The sequence below is a fragment of the Streptomyces sp. NBC_00259 genome (assembly GCF_036181745.1).
Lineage (GTDB): Bacteria > Actinomycetota > Actinomycetes > Streptomycetales > Streptomycetaceae > Streptomyces > Streptomyces pratisoli.
On record NZ_CP108080.1, the window covers coordinates 4,299,281 to 4,317,223 of the forward strand.

General features: G+C 67.2%; 18 protein-coding genes and 1 tRNA gene. 7 read left to right on the forward strand and 12 right to left on the reverse strand.

Features of this window, described 5'->3' with window-relative positions; all coding sequences use genetic code 11:
- The first annotated feature begins 119 nt into the window (after positions 1–119).
- Positions 120–848, forward strand: coding sequence for a DUF6193 family natural product biosynthesis protein (locus tag OG766_RS19455; protein WP_328725869.1), 729 nt, complete (start codon positions 120–122; stop codon positions 846–848).
- A gap of 76 nt (positions 849–924) precedes the next feature.
- Here the strand turns inward: OG766_RS19455 and OG766_RS19460 are convergent, their stop codons facing one another.
- The 4 genes from OG766_RS19460 to OG766_RS19475 all read right to left on the reverse strand — a co-directional run bounded on the left by OG766_RS19460 (position 925) and on the right by OG766_RS19475 (position 2,705).
- Positions 925–1,200: a hypothetical protein gene (locus tag OG766_RS19460; RefSeq protein ID WP_328725870.1), complete on the reverse strand. Its 276-nt coding sequence runs from the start codon at positions 1,198–1,200 to the stop codon at positions 925–927.
- Positions 1,201–1,244: 44 nt separating this feature from the next.
- Positions 1,245–1,697, reverse strand: coding sequence for a hypothetical protein (locus tag OG766_RS19465; protein WP_328725871.1), 453 nt, complete (start codon positions 1,695–1,697; stop codon positions 1,245–1,247).
- 114 nt (positions 1,698–1,811) lie between these two features.
- On the reverse strand, positions 1,812–2,129 hold the full coding sequence (locus OG766_RS19470; protein ID WP_328725872.1) for a hypothetical protein: 318 nt from the start codon (positions 2,127–2,129) through the stop codon (positions 1,812–1,814).
- Between the two features lie 99 nt (positions 2,130–2,228).
- Complete coding sequence (locus tag OG766_RS19475) at positions 2,229–2,705, reverse strand: DUF4265 domain-containing protein (RefSeq protein WP_328725873.1); 477 nt, start codon at positions 2,703–2,705, stop codon at positions 2,229–2,231.
- Positions 2,706–2,915: 210 nt separating this feature from the next.
- Here OG766_RS19475 and OG766_RS19480 point away from each other — a divergent pair, with 210 nt between their 5' ends.
- Both OG766_RS19480 and OG766_RS19485 read left to right on the forward strand, forming a co-directional pair.
- Positions 2,916–4,049, forward strand: a complete 1,134-nt coding sequence (locus OG766_RS19480) for a barstar family protein (RefSeq protein WP_328725874.1) — start codon at positions 2,916–2,918, stop codon at positions 4,047–4,049.
- 197 nt (positions 4,050–4,246) lie between these two features.
- A complete protein-coding gene (locus OG766_RS19485; protein ID WP_328725875.1) occupies positions 4,247–4,753 on the forward strand; it encodes a hypothetical protein in 507 nt (168 codons plus the stop codon).
- A gap of 42 nt (positions 4,754–4,795) precedes the next feature.
- Here the strand turns inward: OG766_RS19485 and OG766_RS19490 are convergent, their stop codons facing one another.
- Positions 4,796–5,101 (reverse strand): NUDIX domain-containing protein, encoded by a 306-nt coding sequence (locus tag OG766_RS19490; RefSeq protein WP_328725876.1) that lies wholly within the window; start codon positions 5,099–5,101, stop codon positions 4,796–4,798.
- A gap of 300 nt (positions 5,102–5,401) precedes the next feature.
- On the opposite strand from OG766_RS19490, the gene OG766_RS19495 reads away from it, so the two are divergent.
- The 3 genes from OG766_RS19495 (at position 5,402) to OG766_RS19505 (ending at position 8,535) form a co-directional block, all read left to right on the forward strand.
- A complete protein-coding gene (locus OG766_RS19495; protein WP_328725877.1) occupies positions 5,402–5,704 on the forward strand; it encodes a transposase in 303 nt (100 codons plus the stop codon).
- 572 nt (positions 5,705–6,276) lie between these two features.
- The gene (ltrA, locus tag OG766_RS19500) at positions 6,277–7,530 is read left to right on the forward strand and encodes a group II intron reverse transcriptase/maturase (RefSeq protein ID WP_328725878.1); all 1,254 of its coding nucleotides are present in this window, start codon (positions 6,277–6,279) and stop codon (positions 7,528–7,530) included.
- A 117-nt stretch (positions 7,531–7,647) separates the two neighbouring features.
- Positions 7,648–8,535: an IS3 family transposase gene (locus OG766_RS19505; RefSeq protein WP_328725879.1), complete on the forward strand. Its 888-nt coding sequence runs from the start codon at positions 7,648–7,650 to the stop codon at positions 8,533–8,535.
- A 133-nt stretch (positions 8,536–8,668) separates the two neighbouring features.
- Here OG766_RS19505 and OG766_RS19510 read toward each other — a convergent pair whose 3' ends face one another.
- The 6 genes from OG766_RS19510 to mptB form a co-directional block, all read right to left on the reverse strand.
- Positions 8,669–9,805 (reverse strand): hypothetical protein, encoded by a 1,137-nt coding sequence (locus tag OG766_RS19510; protein WP_328725880.1) that lies wholly within the window; start codon positions 9,803–9,805, stop codon positions 8,669–8,671.
- Position 9,806: 1 nt separating this feature from the next.
- Positions 9,807–10,376, reverse strand: coding sequence for a DUF4365 domain-containing protein (locus OG766_RS19515; protein ID WP_328725881.1), 570 nt, complete (start codon positions 10,374–10,376; stop codon positions 9,807–9,809).
- A 220-nt stretch (positions 10,377–10,596) separates the two neighbouring features.
- Positions 10,597–10,670, reverse strand: a tRNA-Pro gene (locus OG766_RS19520).
- A 134-nt stretch (positions 10,671–10,804) separates the two neighbouring features.
- Complete coding sequence (locus OG766_RS19525) at positions 10,805–11,746, reverse strand: metallophosphoesterase (RefSeq protein WP_266381098.1); 942 nt, start codon at positions 11,744–11,746, stop codon at positions 10,805–10,807.
- Entirely contained in the window at positions 11,629–12,978 is a 1,350-nt protein-coding gene (locus OG766_RS19530; RefSeq protein WP_328725882.1) for a glycosyltransferase 87 family protein, read from the reverse strand. Before OG766_RS19530 ends, OG766_RS19525 begins: the two co-directional genes overlap by 118 nt.
- A complete protein-coding gene (gene mptB, locus OG766_RS19535) occupies positions 12,975–14,489 on the reverse strand; it encodes a polyprenol phosphomannose-dependent alpha 1,6 mannosyltransferase MptB (RefSeq protein ID WP_328725883.1) in 1,515 nt (504 codons plus the stop codon). The genes OG766_RS19530 and mptB overlap by 4 nt, the downstream gene beginning before the upstream one ends.
- Before the next feature lie 171 nt (positions 14,490–14,660).
- Between mptB and OG766_RS19540 the strand changes: the two genes are divergently transcribed.
- Entirely contained in the window at positions 14,661–15,125 is a 465-nt protein-coding gene (locus OG766_RS19540; RefSeq protein ID WP_266381101.1) for a GatB/YqeY domain-containing protein, read from the forward strand.
- Between the two features lie 340 nt (positions 15,126–15,465).
- On the opposite strand, the gene OG766_RS19545 is transcribed toward OG766_RS19540, so the two are convergent.
- Positions 15,466–17,709 carry a transglycosylase domain-containing protein gene (locus OG766_RS19545; RefSeq protein WP_266381102.1) on the reverse strand — a complete coding sequence of 748 codons (2,244 nt, stop codon included), beginning with the start codon at positions 17,707–17,709 and terminating at the stop codon, positions 15,466–15,468.
- Positions 17,710–17,943: the final 234 nt, after the last annotated feature.

The following is a 17,943-nucleotide window of genomic DNA, read 5'->3' on the forward strand; positions in this document are numbered from 1 at the left end:
CCCGGCAGCCCCAAGGCCCTTGATTCCAGGACGACATACGGAGAGGTGTCACGCCGCCGTCTCTTGCCCTGTGCCTGATCGCCGTTCTCTTGGTGGCGTTGCGACGGCAGACTGTGGGGGTGGACTCTGACCTCTACCCTGACCTGGCTGCTGCGGGCAGCCTGGCCGCAGCGCTGCAACAGCTGGCGGCCGAACTCCGTGTCGATCTCACGGTGGTTCCCATCGATGGAGGCTCCCCTGTCACGGCAGGCATCGCTACGCCGGTCGCAGGGCGCAAACCGCTGTCCGTCTACATCGGGGCAACCAGCCGCTGGTTCAGCGTCTCGGGTTGGGGTCAGGGGATTGAGCTCATCACCGGAGCCACGCCGGACCTGGCGGATGTCGTCAGAGCTGGTGCGGCGTGGGCACAGGACACGGGTCTGGTGGAGCTGCGAGCCAGGCTGCCGTTTCTGCACTCCAGTGCACGCGCCGAGGCTCACGAACGCGGGCCGGCGGCAGTGGTGGAGCTGCAGTGGCGAACGATGCGGGAGCAGGCGGCCGAGGCCCCGGATTTCCCCGGGTTCGGCGCACTCGTGGATGTGGCCCATGCCGAACCGATGCTGCGGCAGCTCTACGTGTTCTCCAGCCACTGGACGCTCGGCTTCAGCTCATGCACCGGATTTCCGTTCCGTGTCGAGGTGGGCATCGCCCCGTCGCACAACGGCAGTCCGTACCGCGTGATGAAGCACCTCCGGGCCGAGGTCCTCGGCGAGACGGCCACGGCCAGAGAGGCCGTCGCCTTGGCGGTGTCCCACCTTCCCAGCGGCCTCGGCCCGGCCGTAGAGGGAACCGCCGACCGAAATGCGTGACGCACGCGATCGCCGCCGCACCCTGCTGGAACGAAGAGCTGTGACTCAGCCGACCTGAACGTCGTGAGCTGACAGGTCAGGCTTCGGGGGCCGTGAGGTGTCGCCGGGCTGCAGCCCATACGTCTTCGAAGTCCTCGAAGGTCAGCGGCTCCTCGATGTGCCCCTCCCAGTCGGTGACGGGTGACTCGGCAGTGAACCCGTACCGGGCATCGTCATCCTCGGCGGACGCGGCCGCGATGGGTCGCTGCGCAGGTCCTTCGAGTTCGACCTGCCGGCTCACCCATCCATCGTCGCCGACCTCGAAGTAGAACCAGTCTTCTTCGTCCCAGTAGCTGCGGAACCATCGCGTCACCGGCTCATCCTGGCCCACCGCTGTCGTCCCCGGTAGCTCGATGGTCAGTCGAACCAGACGACGAGCCGTAGGTTCTCCGGGCCGTGCAGCCCACTCAGTGTTCGCATCACCTCCCAGACCGGTCCCCAGTGGGTGGCGTCCCCCGCGACTGAGCATCGGCTGTGTGCTCCGGAGCTGTCGGTCTCGTCCCAGTTGGCAGCGGTCAGTTCGGCCCCGGTGATCCAGGTGGTGCTGTGGGCGTACTCGGGTCCGCCGTATGCGGTGAAGGCTGCGCGCACCCCGTCAGAGATGTCCTCGGGCAGGCCGCGATCTTCGACCAGCGGCTGAAACCCGAAGGAGTTGCGCACCCCGAAGAGGCAGGCGAGTGCGTCGTAGGCATTGCCGGTGTTGAGGAGGAACAGGTCGATGGCGGCCATCCAGACGGCGTCCTCGTCGCCCTCGCCCCAGATCCGGGCTCCTGGCCTGCACTCGATCATTCCGCTCATGTCGGTGGACATGCTCGGATTCTGACGGGCAGAGACGGCCCTGTCGTCCGGGTTTCACAATGGCCTCTCCCCGCGGGTGATCGGTGGGTGGAGGCGGCAGGACCCTCGAACCACGCTGCGGTCCGCTCAATGCGCTGGAGATCGCATCCACTGCACGAGTCCTGACAGCGCGTTGAAGAGATCCTCCTCTGTCTGGAGGAGACGGTGCTCAGGGCGGATCTGACCGCTCTCGACGTCTGCGTGGTCGAGTTCCGCTTCGCCGGTGTCCCAGACGGTGATCGTGGCGAGTCGGGCATTGGTGCTCAGGGTTACCCATGCGCTCGCCTTGGGGCGGCCGTCGGCCGGAGAGGTGCCGAGCTCACAGCCGATCGCCGCTGCTCGGAGGCCGGCTGCCTGGCCGGTGCACCAGGCGGCAAGTACACGAGGGAAGTCGGTCTTGGTCACTCCGTAGGAAGGGTCAGCACCGGAGCGGTGGCCAGCGCGAAGGACCCGGGGCGGCTCGGGGGATGAATGTCTTCGCCGGCGGAGGACGTCCCGCAAAGATCAGGCATTCCGCCACTCCTCGGTGCCACAGCCAACTTCGTAGTGCCACCACCCTTCCTCTTGCCCTTGATGCAGGAGCGCCTTGATCCCGGCGAAGTCCGCGTTGGCCGGTGCGGTGAAGGCCACCATGGGGAAGTCCTCGCTGAAGACCTCGCCTCCGAGCCCGAACGCCGACAGGCGCTGATGCACCGCCTGGGGGCTGCGGCCCAAGGGGCCGGCAGGGATAGGCACGACGCGAATCGTGCAGTTGCCGGCGGTGCTGACCCGCCCAACGGCCCAGTGGAGGCCGTCGGTATCGGTCTGATACCGAACCACGTCACCCTCAGCGACCCCGTCCTGAAGGAAGGGAATGTTCTGCACGATGGCCGTGTCATCGCCGACCTTCGTTGCCCACAGGCCCTCTGTGTCCTGCGGGAACCACCCCTCGCGAGGAACGAACCGGAACCAGACCTTGATCTTCTCGACCGTGCTCTCCATGACGGGCATCATGCGTCGCCCGGGAACAGCACTTCCCACCGGGGCAGAGCTGGTCGATCAACGTTCGTCTGTCATCGGCCAAGCTCCACGGGACAAAATCAGTTGAAGCCGCCCTCAACCGGCGCCGTATCGTGGGCGAGAAGGGTCGTATGGGCGTTCGGGGGTTGGGTGCGGATCGAAGATCATGTCGCTTGGGAACGGGGCTTCCCGGTGAAGTACCTGCTGGTCCACCAGGACGACGAGGACCAGGAAGAGTTCTGGGGGCGGTGCGCGGGTGTCGAGGGCATGTTCGTGGACAAGGCGCCGCCACCGCGCGAGGTCCTGACACTGCGAGGATGCGCCCCCGAGGGACTGCTGCGCGATGCACTGATGTCGAACGGGGAGTCGACCGCCCTGCTGGGCGACGTATGCATCGAGGTCTGGGACGACGAGCAGCCGTTGCAGTGGTGGTCATTGCTCGACTGCGTCGTCATCACTCATCAGCCGAACCGTGACGATCCTGCCCTGGTGGACATCGTGGTCGGAGCAGGCGTCGAAGAAGAGCACGCCTGGACGCACACCCTGCCGCCGACACCGCAGTTCAAGCTGTTCGCGGGGACCACAAGGTCGCTCGGCTCGGTCGGCCACTGCCTGGCCGTGGACGGACTGTTCGTGACGCGAGGTGCCCCGGCACCCACGCCACTGAGACTCGTCGGCTGCGAGCCCGCCGAACCCCTGCTCGCCGTCCTGCGCCGGCCGCGCAAGTGGGACCGGGACTGGGTGGGGCTGTGGGCCCTGGACCGCACCGGCCGGGTGATCTACCGCCACAACGTGCACGTGCGCATCGAGACCGCCCGGCCGTCGGTACTGGGCGGCAGCCTCCTCGACATCAAGCTCACCGACGGCGGCGACGACCGGCCTCCCCTACTGGCCCGCCCTATTTGGGAGACCTGGTACAGAGGTGTCCCGGACACTCGTAATCAGTGGGCGTCACTTTCCGCCGAGGGCAGGTCCGAGTGGCTCGACCTGACCGCCACCGGCATGAGCGAGCAGGGCCCGGACCGTACGGGTGGCATCCACCACCTCGACGGCACGCACGTCACGGACACGCCTGGCCTGTACTGCGCCATGGCCGAGGCGCTCGCGGGACCGGGCGGCTATTACGGCCGGGAATGGAACGCCTTCAAGGACTGCCTGCACGGCGGCTTCGGCGTGGCCGCGCCCTTCACTCTGGTCTGGCACGACGCCGAGGTCGCCCGCCAGGCTCTGGCGGACGACATCTGGGACACCGAGAAGGGACTCAGCTACTTCGAGGAGATCGTGCAACTCCTCAAATCCTTCGGCGTCACGATCGTTCTCCAGTGACATGGGCAGAAACGCCGCAATGACCCGACGGGCGCTCGGTGGTGAGCCCCTGCGTGCAGACAGCTTTCCGGGCGCGGCTTGAGTTGACGGCAAGTTCGTGGAAGGCGTTGCGGAGGTCGCACGTCAGGTGCTCGTGTCGCCCGGTCCAGCCCTGTACTGCATCCCCGGCTGTCAGTACTACATGGCACTGTGCCGCCATGACGACAACGACAGAGCTAACCCTCTTCGCCGACTACTTCCAGATTCACATTTCCGATGCGGACTCAGACGGTGATCTGAGCGATGCATGGACGGACCAGTCCGTTGCCGATCATCTTGCGGTTGCGCGAGACGCAATGGGCATTGGTACGACTGTCAACGTCAACGTGTCCGTCACTGTCGCCGTCTTGGCGCAGGAACCGAGTGACGACAGTTCGGAATTCGATCACGTCGTTGAGGGCAGCCTCTGCGCGTCGCTCGGTCGCCTGACGGTTCTCGGCTGCACGGATTACGCCCCAGACGCGGCCATCTTCGAGGTCCCACCGGGCTGGAATCGCGTCCGAGTGTCCCGGAGCAACCTGGCGCGGGCAACGGAGGCCGACGTCGACTCTGACGAAAGTCCCGAAACCACCGAGAAGATCCGTATTCAGGTGTGGCCAGCCTCAGAGCTTCCGGCCAAGGTGGTGAAACGGTGGGTGCAACCCGGCGAAGGGCACGACGCATAGGGCGTCAAGCGCTCGGACAGCACTCCTCGACTGGCCACTGCGTCAGCGCAAGGCGCGCAGCACCCGAGTGCGCAGCGTGGCATCGGCGATGGTGTCTGCATCGCGCCATGCCGCCGCCGTGACCTCCTCGGACTGTAGCTCGACGACGTCCGCGGACGTATGGAAGAGGAAGCGGAAGTCGGGTTGCTGGTGCTCGGGTTCCTCCTTGGCTGGGTTGGCGGGGATGGGATGAGCGTCGATGTGGATCGGCCGGTGACCGGCCGGGGTGACTACGGATGCGGGAATGCCGGTCTCTTCGGTCAACTTCCTTTGCGCTGCGGCGAGGAGGTTTGTGTCTTCGGCCTCCAAGTGGCCGCCGGGCAGCAGCCACTGCTGCAGTGCTAGGTGGCGGATATAGAGGATGCGGCCGGCGGGGGTCGGCTAGGACCGCGCCAGCTGTGACGTGGCCCTGGAACTCCTTGCGTGAGGTGAGGTCGCCCTCGCCGTCCAGGAGTTCCGCGAGCGGCGCGAGGAGGGGCTTGTCGTCGGGGTGGACGTCGAGGTAGTCGTCGAGTGTGGCCCGGATGTGGGCTGCGGTGATGTGAAGCTTCCCCTTGATCGTGGACACCTGGAGACTGGGGCCTGAGGTTCCAGAGGAAGTAGCACCAGGTGGGAAACAAGTACACGAAGCGGTACACCGAGGAGTTCAAGCGGGACGCGATCGCGCTCGTCGACTCCTCGGGCCAGACGGTCACGGCTATCGCCCGGGAACTCGGCATCAGCTCGGAGTCCCTGCGCGGCTGGTACCGCCGGGCCAAGGCCGACCGGGGCGAGGGCGCCCCGGGCGAGCTGACCAGCGCCGAGCGCGAGGAACTGCGCCGGCTTCGCAGGGAGAACCGCGAGCAGCAGCAGACGATCGAGATCCTGAAAAAAGGTGTGCCACGAACGCGGGAGGCTGCTTGCGGTAGTTGAGTAGCTGAACGCGGTGCTGCACGAGAGATGAAGGACTTTCGGCCCTTCGGAGTCGCCCTGCGGGGGGAGGCTTCAAACCGCCACATGCTGCGGAAGCGGTGACGCGACCGTGGTGAGCGACTGTGGAAAAGGCGTCCGTGAGGCGTCAGGTGGGGATCAGGGAGACGGAGCGCAGTCCCCTTACAGGGGATCGCTGTTGACGCGTCGTTATTGATGAAATGGCATCAGAACCGGGTGTTACTTTTTGGCCCGGGATGAGTCTGGCGGAAACCCGTTTACTGGCCAGGTGGTGCCCGGCGTGGAGGCGACGTGAATCTGGTCTGCTGCTTTCGTGCGGAACGTGGGAAGACACACCTCGATGCCTCAACTCGGCGTGTTTTACGCGGTGTTGTGAAAGGGAGCCTTCCAAGCGGACAACCCGCGAGGAACTGAGTACCGATGCGAGGTGTGTTGGCGGACCGGTTCGTAGTAGCGGTGAACCTCCTGCTGGGCGCGGTGGGAGCGGAGCGAAGGGGCCGGATTGTCCGTGGTTCGTTTGTTCGGTCAACCAGGAGTTCCCTGGGAGGAGCTGCGTGGGCGAGCTGAAGTCACAGATCAAGTCGTTCGAGATATCAAAGACGGAGGTCTGGGAGGCGTACCTGAAGGTCAAGGCCAATCAGGGTGCTCCGGGGGTGGATGGCTGCACGATCGAGGAGTTCGAGAAAGATCTGAAGGGCAACCTCTATAGGATCTGGAATCGGATGTCTTCGGGAAGCTACTTTCCTCCTCCGGTGAAAGGCGTGGAAATCCCGAAGTCGCACGGCGACGGGGTTCGTTTGCTAGGTGTGCCCACGGTTGCGGACAGAATCGCCCAGACGGTGGTGGCCGCTCATCTGGAGAAGCGGGTGGAGCCGGTGTTCCACCCGGACTCCTACGGCTACCGGCCGGGCAGGTCGGCTCTGAACGCGGTTGAGGCATGCCGGAGGCGGTGCTGGAAGAAGAAGTGGGCCGTCGATCTCGATGTCTCCAAATTCTTCGACAGCGTCCGCTGGGACCTCGTCATCAAGGCGGTGGAAACCCACACCGATGCCGCGTGGGTCGTGTTGTATGTGAAGCGGTGGCTTGCCGCTCCACTGCAACTTCCCGACGGCACCTTGCGGCAGAGGGATCGCGGGACCCCACAGGGATCTGCGGTTTCTCCCGTGCTGGCAAACCTGTTTCTGCACTATGCGTTCGATCTGTGGCTCTCCCGGAAATTCCCGGACGTTCAGTTCGAACGCTATGCGGATGACGCAGTCGTGCACTGCGACTCCGAACGCCGGGCCCGTGCGGTCCTGAAGGCGATCGGGGACAGGATGGAAGAGGTCGGCCTGCAACTGCACCCGGCCAAGACCCGGATCGTGTACTGCGGAAGAGACGGGCGCCACGACGGGGTCGCGGCAACTTCGTTCACCTTTCTCGGTTTCACGTTCCAGCGTCGTCCAGCGCGAGGCCGGAATGGAAAGATCTTCACTTCATTCCTTCCGGCGCCCAGCAAGGAAGCCCTCAAGAAGATGAGCATGGAGGTCCGCTCCTGGCGGCTCCACATGCACATCGGCTACACCCTTGGCGAGTTCGCGCGATGGCTCAACCCCATCATCCGCGGCTGGATGCAGTACTACGGTGCGTTCTATCGCACCGAGTTGTATCCCCTCCTCAAGCGCATCAACTACTACCTGATGCGCTGGGTCCGCAAGAAATACCGGCGGCTGAGGACCTTCAAGAATTTCCTTCGGCGATGGAAGCAGGTCACCACCGCGTACCCGCTCTTCTTCGCCCACTGGAAATGGGTCCACTCGATCTGGTGATCAGGACAATAGGAGCCCGGTGACGGGAGACTGTCACGCCGGGATCTGTGGGAGCCCGGGGGTGAAATTCCCCCGGGCCACCCGACCGACGGCCTTCTTCGTGAAGGAGAGCGACCGGTGACCGCGTTGTACCGGTTGATCCACGCGGAGAAGGCGAACTATCCGGTCATGCTGCTGTGCCGGGTGCTGCACGTGACCCGCTCCTCCTACTACGCCTGGCGCGAGGGCGAGGCCGCCCGCCAGGCCCGCCAGGCGGCCGACGACGCGCTCGCGCACGAGATCACCGTGCTGCACATCGCCTCCCGCAAGACCTACGGCGTCCCGCGGATCCACGCCGAACTACGACGTCTGGGGCACCGGGTGAACCGCAAGCGCATCGCCCGCGTCATGCGCGAGCGCGATATCCGCGGCGTCACCCGCCGCAAGCACCGCTCGCTGACCCGGCCGGACGCGAAGGCGAAGCCGGCCCCGGACCTGATCGGCCGCGACTTCCACGCCGAGCACCCCGGCACCAAGCTGGTCGGCGACATCACCTACCTCCCGACGGCCGAGGGCTGGCTCTACCTCGCCTGCTGGCTGGACCTGGCCACCCGCGAGGTCGTCGGCTACGCGATGGCCGACCACCACCGCGCCGAGCTCGTCGTGGACGCCCTCGACATGGCCCACGGCCGAGGCGGTCTGGAGCCCGGATGCGTGGTCCACAGTGATCGCGGAAGCGAGTACACCTCGGCTCAATTCCGCGATCGAATACGGGAGTTGGGGCTAAGGCAGAGCTGTGGACGCACCGGCTCGTGTTTCGACAACGCCGCAGCGGAGAGTTTCTGGGCCCTGCTCAAGGAAGAGATCGGAACCCGGACCTGGCCCGACCGGGCTATCGCCCGCGCGGAGGTCTTCACCTTCATCGAGACCTTCTACAACCGCCGCCGCCTGCGCAAGCACAAGATCTTCGGCTACCTCACACCGGCCGAGACCAGGCAGCGGCATCAGCACGCCCTCGCGGCATAACGAACGAGTGTCCGAGATCACGGGGAAACTTCATTCTCGATCGCCTGCTGCGGTCGAAGGGATAGAGCGGCTGGCGAATTGCGTGAGGCGGGGCTGTCGTTCAAGCAGTCCCGCCTCGCCCATTTTTGGGCTGCTAGTCGTCTCCTCCCAGCGACGGGTCAGGGCCGAACGCTGTGACAATCATGCGGGCGGGCCCACCGGGTGGACTGGTCAGAGTGCCGCTCACACGGACGGGGATTCCGGCATCGTGACAGTGCACGGCTGTGTGGTACTCCCTGTCGGGGAGGTCCATCCAAACCGTGCGGCTGCGGCGCTGAATGAGTGTTTGTACCCCGACGCGACCGGTGTCGTCATCAGGTTGGCGACTGAGGTCTGTGACCACGCCGTAGATCAGGTGCTCCCGTGTGTAGATCTTCGTTTTGAGCTGTTCGGACACCAGGTCGACGATCTCGATCGCCTCGCGGTTGAACTCAACATGCCCTGGTGTGCCTGGTGGTGGCGCAGCGACGCGAGACCAGTTGAAGGCGACGTCGAGCGCGCTGACGGACTCTGTATTTACGACTTTGGCGAGAGCCTGGCACAGCTCGTAGGAGACCCCCTCGCCGATGGAATCGTTGATCTCACTTGGAGTTGGCTCGTGGCCGGCGCCTGCCATGTCCTCCAATACGCCTAGTGCGCGAGACATCGTGGCGGTCACCCGGCGGTCGAAGAGAGTCTCCTCGACCTGGACGTCGATGTGATCCTGATGCGGCGAGTAGACGTCCTCGGGGGAGCGCGCCTGGCTGATGATGGGAACGATGTAAGAGCCGCGACGAGTCTGGCCTAGGCGAACCTCTCGTGCCTGATCACGCGCCCGAGTCGGGAAGTTCCGGAAGTGCCCTTGGCGCCGGATGGTCGCCGCAGCAGAGGCCACGCGGAGGCGCTTGGCGGAGACGAAGAGCTCGTAGCCGGACTCAAGCGGGATCGATCCGTCGCTCAGCGATGGGTGGGAGGCGCGGAGGTCAGTGACGTCGTTGTAGACCGTGGCGATGGCGTCGTGGACTGTCTGAACGTTTTCGAACTCGACCCTTGCCAGGTCCTGGATGAGGATTCGCGCCCTCTTAGCAAAGTCTGGTGCTCCGGGCTTCATTGGAACCAGGACGACTTCGTCCGCCGGCCCGGGAAGCCGCCACAGCTCGGCTACGTCGCTGCCCGATACAGGGGCCCATCCGGTGACCTTGAGGTAGCTGCGAATCTCTTCGGGGCCGAAGTCAGGGGTGATGTCCGCCATGTCAGCTCAACCCCAGACCAGTGCTGTTGGTCATGCGACGCGCAGCCTCGAACATGGTCCCCATAGCCTTCACGGTGAGCTCCTGGTGCTCCGGAAGGTGGATCGCAGTAGTTGAGCCACCAGGGGCGTGTCCCATCCCGTAGAGGGAGGACCAGTAGCCGTGGCAGGCAAGGACTATCGAATCCTGCTGGTGGATGACCCAGCGGCCGATGTCGGGGGGAACTATGAGCAGCGCGAGGTGACCAGGTGCTGAACGCTCAGGGTCACGCAACTTGTCGTAGGTCTCGACGTCCAGGTCGAAGCTGTAGCCGCTCCTGATAGTGCGTGGGTTCTGTGTGCACTTGAGCTGGATATCGACCATGAGGCCACGCGAGCGGAGTGTGACGTCGACCCCGTCCTTGTCCACGTTCCAGTCGGAGACCGTGTACCCGCCTTGCGTTGCTAAGGCATGTACGTAAGCGCGACTGACTTGCTCCTTCTGCCAGCTCGTTGCCTCAGCAGCCATACCCACCCCCGGTTGCGTGATCGCGAGGATAAGTGGGATCTGCAGGTGAGGGAATACCGCGTCCACGACCCAACTGCGGGCGTTCTTGTTGAGGGCACGCTGGGTACCGATTGGCGAACGCACAGGTTCGGCAGCGGGACGGCTGCTGGGCGCTGGCTGCGAGCTGCAGGACCGTCTGGGAGACCCGACCAAGATCTTCTCCCAGATTTCTCCCAAACGATCTCCGGGAACGAGTCAGGGGCCTGATCCACTAAGTGGATCAGGCCCCTGACCTGGTACTTCACTGTCGGGGTGGCGGGATTTGAACCCACGACCTCTTCGTCCCGAACGAAGCGCGCTGCCAAGCTGCGCTACACCCCGATGTCACTCGCTCTCGCGGCGACGTCGTTTACTTTAGCCCACCGGCGCCCGGAGACGAAATCCGGTTTTTCGGCGTCCTCACCAGGGCCGGAGCATGAGCCGGCCTGGTGAGGGCCGGGGGATCCGGTGGTGGGTCAGTCGCGGGGGGTCAGGGTCAGCAGGGTTGCCTCCGGGGGGCAGGCGAAGCGGACCGGGGTGTAGCGGTTGGTGCCGCAGCCTGCGGAGACGTGGAGGTAGGAGACGAGGCCGTCGGCCTCGTGGGTGGACAGGCCCCTCGCGCGGTCGGTGTCGATGTCGCAGTTGGTGACCAGAGCGCCGTAGAAGGGGATGCGCAGCTGGCCGCCGTGGGTGTGGCCCGCCAGGATCAGGGGGTAGCCCTCGGTGGTGAAGGCGTCCAGGGAGCGCAGGTAGGGGGCGTGGACGACGGCGATGGAGAAGTCGGCGTCCTGGTCCGGGCCGCCGGCGACCATCTCGTAGCGGTCGCGCTTGATGTGGGGGTCGTCCAGGCCGGTGAAGGCGAGCTCCGGGCCGCCGTCGAGCTTGAGGTGGCCGCGCGCGTTGTTGAGGCCGACCCAGCCGGCGGCGTCGAAGGCGTCCTGGATGTCCTCCCAGGGGTTGTGCACGACGCCGACCGCCGGGGCGTTGCCGTTGAGGCCGTGCCGGCCCTGGGTCTTCTCGATCAGGTAGCGGGCCGGGTTGCGCAGCTTCGGACCGTAGTAGTCGTTCGAGCCGAAGACGTAGACGCCGGGGAACTCCATCAGCGGCCCGAGGGCGTCGAGGACCTCGGGCACGCCCTTCGGGTCCGACAGGTTGTCGCCGGTGTTGACGACGAAGTCGGGGCGCAGGCCCGCCAGGGACTGCAGCCAGGCGCGCTTCTTGCGCTGCCCGCACACCATGTGGATGTCGGAGACCTGCAGTACGCGCAGGGGGCGCATCCCTCTCGGCAGGACGGGTACGGTCACCCGCCGGAGCCGGAACGAGCGGGCTTCGAACCCGGCTGCGTAGGCGATGCCGACTGCTCCGACTGCCGTGATACCGGCACTGATTTTGAGGGGGAGGCCGTAGCGTGCGCGCATGCGCCCATCGTCGCAGACGGGCCGGAATCCTCGTACGGCCCGTCCTCGCTCGATGCGCGCCCGAGTGGCAGCAGGAGCAGCAGGAGGAGCGCTATCCACACATACGCGTTGCCGCCCAGGAAGCCGGGCGCGCCGCCGTCGTTCCAGCGCCACAGCCAGACCATGCTGCTGCACAGGATGGCGTAGCTCGCCAGGGCCCAGGTCAGGAGCCGCCTGCGCCTGTGGTCGCCGGGGGCAGCGCGCAGTCCGCTGTCGGCGAGGACGGCGAGGGCCGGGATCAGCCAGACCAGGTGGTGCACCCAGGTGACGGGGCTCACCAGGCAGGCGGCGGCGCCGGTCAGGGCGAAGCCGGCGAGTTCGTTCCCGGCGGCGACGGCCTGTCGCGCCCGCCGGGCCCACAGCCACATCAGGAGCAGTACGCCGATGGCCCAGACCGCGCGGCTGGGCTCGGCGACGGGTTCGGTGAGCCGGGCCAGCATGCCCTGCCAGGACTGGTTGGAGATGTAGGCGAGTGAGCCGACGCGGTCGGTGTTCCACATCGCGTCGGTCCAGTACGTGCGCGACGCGGTCGGGGCCGCCCACGCGGCGAGCAGGGTGGCGCCGCTCGCGACCGCGGTCGCGACCCCCGCGGCGCGCCAGCGCCGGGTGACCAGCAGATAGCAGATGAAGATCGCCGGAGTGAGCTTGATCGCGGCGGCGAGACCGATGCCGAGGCCGGCCAGCCGGCCGAGGGCGGGAAAGCGCTCACGTCCGGCCGTCAGCAGCCAGCAGTCGGCGAGGACCAGCGCCAGCAGGAGCAGATTGACCTGGCCGAAGCTGACGGTGTCGCGGACCGGCTCCAGCAGGGCGAGCATGCAGGCCGCCACGGCGTACGCGAACCATCTGTGCCGGCTTTCGCGGCGGATGGTCGCGTCGAGACAGACGTAGAGGATGACGGCGGCGGCCGCCACGTTCATCAGCTGGCTTATCGCCAGGGCGCTGTGCCAGCCCACCAGGGTCATCGGCAGCATGCACAGCGCCGCGAACGGCGGGTAGGTGAAGCCGTAGTGGGTGCCGGGCTTGAGGTAGTCGTAGATCGGGCGGCCGTCGATCCAGTGGTCGACCGCTCCGTAGTAGACATGGAGATCGAACCAGTTCCGGTGGAACGGCACGGTCGTCAGGAAGAAGACGACCACCGCCGACATCGCGAGCGCGACGATGACCCGCCCGCGCGTGGTCGACGGGATCCTCATGCTGTGCTCCCCAGCGGGCGCGTGTCCCGTGGGTCCCGTCTGGCCCCTGTCGAGCTGTCCCCCGTCGAGCTGTCGCGCGGCGGACGAGGAGCCTTGTCCGCCGCCCGAGACGCCCGAACTGTCAGCTTGTATGCGCACCACAGCGCCACTACCCCCAGTGTGCTTCCGCCAACTGCGATCAACAGCTGATTATCGTCGGGCGCGAACCCGCTCGGCATCACCGCCAGAGCCAGAGCTCCGCTCAGTACCGCCGAGGCCCGTCTCAGACGCACCGAGCCGCTGGGTGCCGCTGCGGCGATCAGGAACAGACCCCACAAGACGTACCACGGACGGATCGCCGGACCCAGTATGGCGACGGCGGCCAGGCTGAGCCCGAGCGCGTACACCGGTCGGCGCAGATGGTGGCGCTTCCAGAACGCGAGGACGGCGAGCGCGGTGGCCGCGAGTCCGAGCAAGTGCCAGGCCGGTACCGCGAATTCGTCGAGCCCGCTGCCCAGGCCCCGCAGCACGGCGCCGGTCATCCGGCCGAGCGACGAGGTCAGCGACCAGTTCCGCGGTGACACGGGCGTGTCGAGGGCGGCGATCCAGCCGTAGCCGGTGCCTGCCAGGGCGGTCGCCGCGGCGGTGGTGGCGGCGGCCGTACCGAGGGTGGCGAGGGCGGCCCGCAGCCGGGGGAACCCGCCGTCCAGCCGCCGGGCCCAGAGCAGCGCCACGGCGAGGAGGCCCAGTGCGGCCGGCGCCTTCACCAGCGCGGCAAGGGTGACGAGTACGGCGCCGAGGACCGGCCACCTCCCGAGGGCCGCGACCAGACCCGCGCCGAGCAGGCCCAGCATGACCGCGTCGTTGTGCGCGCCGCCCACCAGGTGCAGCAGCACGAGCGGGTTGACCGCGCCGAGCCAGAGCGCGGTACGCGGGTCGGCGCCGCAGTGCCGGGCGAGCACCGGCAGGCACAGCACCATCAGTGCCACACCGAGGAGGGCGACCGCCCGCATGGCGAGGATTCCGGCGGACAGCTCGCTACGGGCGAACTCGGCTATCGCGGCGGCGCAACCGAGGAAGACCGGACCGTACGGCGTCGGCGTGTGCTGCCAGATCGGTGCGACCTCGGCGGTCAGCGGGCCGCCGAGCCGGGACGGGCCGTGCGTGTACACGTCGATCTGGGCCTCGACCATCGCTCCCTGCGCGAGGTAGCTGTACACGTCCCGGCTGAACAACGGCGGCGTTATGAGCAGCGGTGCCGCCCACAGCGCGAGCGTGAGCAGCAGGGTGCGAGGGGACGGTGCTTCGGGCCCGCGTATCGTCCGGCCGAGCAGCGCCCACGCGGCGATCAGCAGGACCAGCCCGAAGTAGACGGCGGCCAGGCCGATCGCGGCCGCCCCCGACTGCGGCGCCAGCGCCTCCCGTACGGGTACGGCCCCGACGGCGACACCGCCCGCCGCGAGCGCCGCCGAGCCGGTCAGCCCGAGCAACTGGCAGCGGCGCGTGTTGACGGGGACGCGGATGACCGGCATGCGGGCAGGCTGTCAACGACCGGTGGCCAGAAACCGACACCAGCACCACTCGGGAACGGCCACGACGTGTCCGGCGCCTTACGAGGGGAGGGCGGGGCAGGTGGGGCGGGGGCAGGAGAGGCCGGGGAAATGCACGGGCGGATCCGGCCGTACGCCTGCGACAATCGACGCATGACCACGCTCAAGTCCAAGCTGCAGGAAGACCTCACCGAGGCGATCAGGGCGCGCGACGAGCTGCGCTCCTCGACGCTCCGGCTGACCCTCTCCGCGATCACCAAGGAGGAGGTCGCGGGCAAGGAGGCGCGTGAGCTCTCCGACGACGAGGTCCAGAAGGTGATCGCCAAGGAGGCGAAGAAGCGCCGTGAGGCGGCCGAGGCGTTCGCCCAGGGCGGTCGCGCCGAGCAGGCGGACCGGGAGAAGGCGGAGGGCGAGCTGCTCGACGCCTACCTGCCGAAGCAGCTGACGGACGACGAGCTCAACGGCATCGTGGCCCAGGCCGTCGAGGAGGCGAAGGCCACCGGCGCCGAGGGCCCCCGGGCGATGGGCGCGGTCATGAAGATCGTGAACCCGAAGGTGGCGGGCCGGGCCGAGGGCGGCCGAGTCGCCGCGGCGGTCAAGAAGCTCCTGGCCGGCTGACGCCGCAGCCGCAGCCGCAGCCGCAGCCGTCGCACGAGCGCGACCGCCGCTCGTTCGACCGCGACAGTCGGACGGCGACAGTCGCTCGCTCGACGCCATCAGTCGCTCGCACCACCGAGTCAGTCGCTCGCGCGCTCGGTGTGACGACACCACGAAGGGTCCTGGTGCCTACCGCACCAGGACCCTTCGTCATGCTTTGCCCGCGGGCGCTCGGCGCACAGGCGCTCAGCCCGCGGCCGCTGCTCCCGCGGCCGCCGCGTCCGTGATCGCTCCTTCCGCGATCACCACGCCTGCGGTCACCGCAGCCGCAAGCGCCCCGCCCGCAAGCGCTCCGCCCGCGTCACCCGCGCCCGCCGTTCCCATTGCCGCCGTCCTGGCCGCGGGTGGCGTTGCCGCCGATCAGTTCCGGGGGGAGGGAGATGCCGGGCCACGGCTCGGTGCCGCCGGGCCTGCCGGGCTTGTTGTCGTTGCCACGGCCGTCGTCCGGGCGGTCCTCGTCCTCGCCCTCGTCCTTTTCCTTCGACGTCTCGGGGATGTGGACGCCGTTGAAGTCCGGGGCCTCCTCGCCCTCCAGCGCTCCCGCCATCGCGTCCTTCCAGATCGGACCGGGAACCTGGCCACCGAAGACCTTGTCGTGGTACCGCCCGCCGATGGTGATGTTCACCATCTTCACCTTCTGGCTGGCGCTGCCGACCCAGACGGCGCCGGACATGTTCGGGGTGTAGCCGACGAACCAGGCGTTGCGCCGCTCGTCCGTCGTACCCGTCTTGCCCGCGTTGTCACGGTCGGTCAGACCGGCCTCCTGGCCCGTACCGGAGTCGACCACGCCGCGCAGCAGCGTGTTGATGGTGTCCGCGGTCCGCTCGGACATCACCTTGCCGCACTCGGACTGCGGCACCTTCAGGCTCTCGCCGCCGGCCGTCTTGATGGACTCGATCGCGGTCGGAGTGCAGTGCGTGCCGCGGTTCGCGAACGTCGCGTACGCGTTGGCCATCGTCAGCGGCGCGATACCCGTCGAACCGAGGGTCAGCGGCGAAGGCGACACCGGCAGCTTCTCCCCGTTGCCCTGCACCACGCCCAGACGGTCGGTCATCTCCACGACCGGGCAGAGACCGATGTCTCCTATCATCTGGACGAAGTAGGTGTTGACGGACATCTCCATCGCCTCTCGGAGGGCGTAGGGTCCGACTTCCTTCTCGTTCTCGTTCTCGAGGGTGAAGCCCTGGTTCCGCCACGGCTTGTCGCCGCACGTCGGGATCGAGTCCGGGTACGGCATCTTGTACGGCGCCGGGTACATCTGCGTCGGCGGCCTGCCCTGCTCCAGCGCGGCCGCGGCCACGAACGGCTTGAAGGTCGAGCCGACCGGGAAGCCGTAGTTCGAGCCGCCCATCTTCGCGTTGACCGAGTAGTTGATCTGCGTCTCGTTCTCGCCGAAGCCGTACGGCTTGGACTGGCCCATCGCGAGGACCTTGCCGGTGCCGGGCTCGACCATCGTGATGGCGGCGGCGACCTTGTCGTCCTGGTTGACGTGGTCCTTCAGGGAGTCCTGTGCCGACCGCTGCGCCTGCGGGTTCAGGGTCGTGCGGATCGTCAGACCGCCCTGGTTCCAGATCTTCGCCCGCTCCTCCCTGGTCTTGCCGAAGACCGGGTCGGAGAGGAAGACCTCACGGACGTAGTCGCAGAAGAAGCCCGCGCCGTTGACGGCCGTGATGCAGCCGTTCTGCGGCTTGCTGACCTTCAGCTTGATCGGGATTTCCTTGGCCTCGTCCGCCTCGGCCTGGGAGACGTCACCGATGTCGGCCATCCGCTGCAGCACGGTGTTGCGCCGCTTGATGGCCTCCTCCCCGTCGTTGACGGGGTCGTAGCGGCTCGGCGACTGGACGATGCCGGCCAGCAGGGCCGCCTCCTCCAGCTTCAGGTTCTTCGCCGACTTGGAGAAGTAGCGCTTGGACGCCGCCTCGATGCCGTAGGCCTGCTGGCCGAAGAAGGTGATGTTGAGGTAGTTCTCGAGGATCTTCTTCTTCCCCAGCTCCTCCTCGACCTGGATCGCGTACTTGAGCTCGCGGACCTTGCGGCCGAGGGTCTGCTGGGTGGCCTGGGCGACCTTGTCCGGGTCGTCACCGGCCTCCTCGACGAAGACGTTCTTGACGTACTGCTGGGTGAGGGTCGACGCGCCCTGGGCGACGCCGCCCTCCTGCGCGTTGCGGTTCACCGCGCGCAGCACACCCTTGAGGTCGATCGCCCCGTGCTCGTAGAAGCGCGCGTCCTCGATCGCGACGATCGCCTTCTGCATGTACGGCGAGACGTCCTTGAGGGCGACGACCGTACGGTCACGGGAGTAGACCGTGGCGATCTGTCCGCCCGTGGAGTCCAGGATCGTGGTGCGCTGGCTCAGCGGCGGAGTCTTGAGATTGGCGGGGATCTCGTCGAACCCCTCGACCGTGCCCTTGGCCGCAAGTCCCAGCGCGCCGGCGGCGGGCAGGGCGATGCCCGCCAGCACCGCTCCGGCGAGCACACTGACACCGAGGAACTTGGCGGCCTGCTGGGTCCCGGTCAGACCACCGCCCGAGCGCTTCTTCGACATAGGGGGCAGCCTAATCCGTAGCCGGCGACGTTCAGCCGGAGCGGGGCTCCTCAGGGCGTTCGAGTACCAGACCGTGACATCCGAGCCCCGTGCCGTCATCTGAGCCCCGTGCCGACCGCCGAGCCCCGGCCGGACCGCACCGGCGTGACGACGTGAGGTGTCGACGTTCTCATTCGCCGGACACGCGTATATGCCTTGGCCTAAGCTGCTCCCAACTGTCACAGCAGTGCGGTT

Coding starts and splice junctions, on each gene's coding strand:
- OG766_RS19540 (WP_266381101.1), top strand. CDS start 14,661: ATGACCACGCTCAAGTCCAAGCTGCAGGAAGACCTCACCGAGGCGATC.
- OG766_RS19510 (WP_328725880.1), bottom strand. CDS start 9,805: ATGGCGGACATCACCCCTGACTTCGGCCCCGAAGAGATTCGCAGCTAC.
- OG766_RS19525 (WP_266381098.1), bottom strand. CDS start 11,746: ATGCGCGCACGCTACGGCCTCCCCCTCAAAATCAGTGCCGGTATCACG.
- OG766_RS19475 (WP_328725873.1), bottom strand. CDS start 2,705: ATGGAGAGCACGGTCGAGAAGATCAAGGTCTGGTTCCGGTTCGTTCCT.
- OG766_RS19485 (WP_328725875.1), top strand. CDS start 4,247: ATGACGACAACGACAGAGCTAACCCTCTTCGCCGACTACTTCCAGATT.
- mptB (WP_328725883.1), bottom strand. CDS start 14,489: ATGCCGGTCATCCGCGTCCCCGTCAACACGCGCCGCTGCCAGTTGCTC.
- OG766_RS19465 (WP_328725871.1), bottom strand. CDS start 1,697: ATGTCCACCGACATGAGCGGAATGATCGAGTGCAGGCCAGGAGCCCGG.
- OG766_RS19545 (WP_266381102.1), bottom strand. CDS start 17,709: ATGTCGAAGAAGCGCTCGGGCGGTGGTCTGACCGGGACCCAGCAGGCC.
- OG766_RS19530 (WP_328725882.1), bottom strand. CDS start 12,978: ATGAGGATCCCGTCGACCACGCGCGGGCGGGTCATCGTCGCGCTCGCG.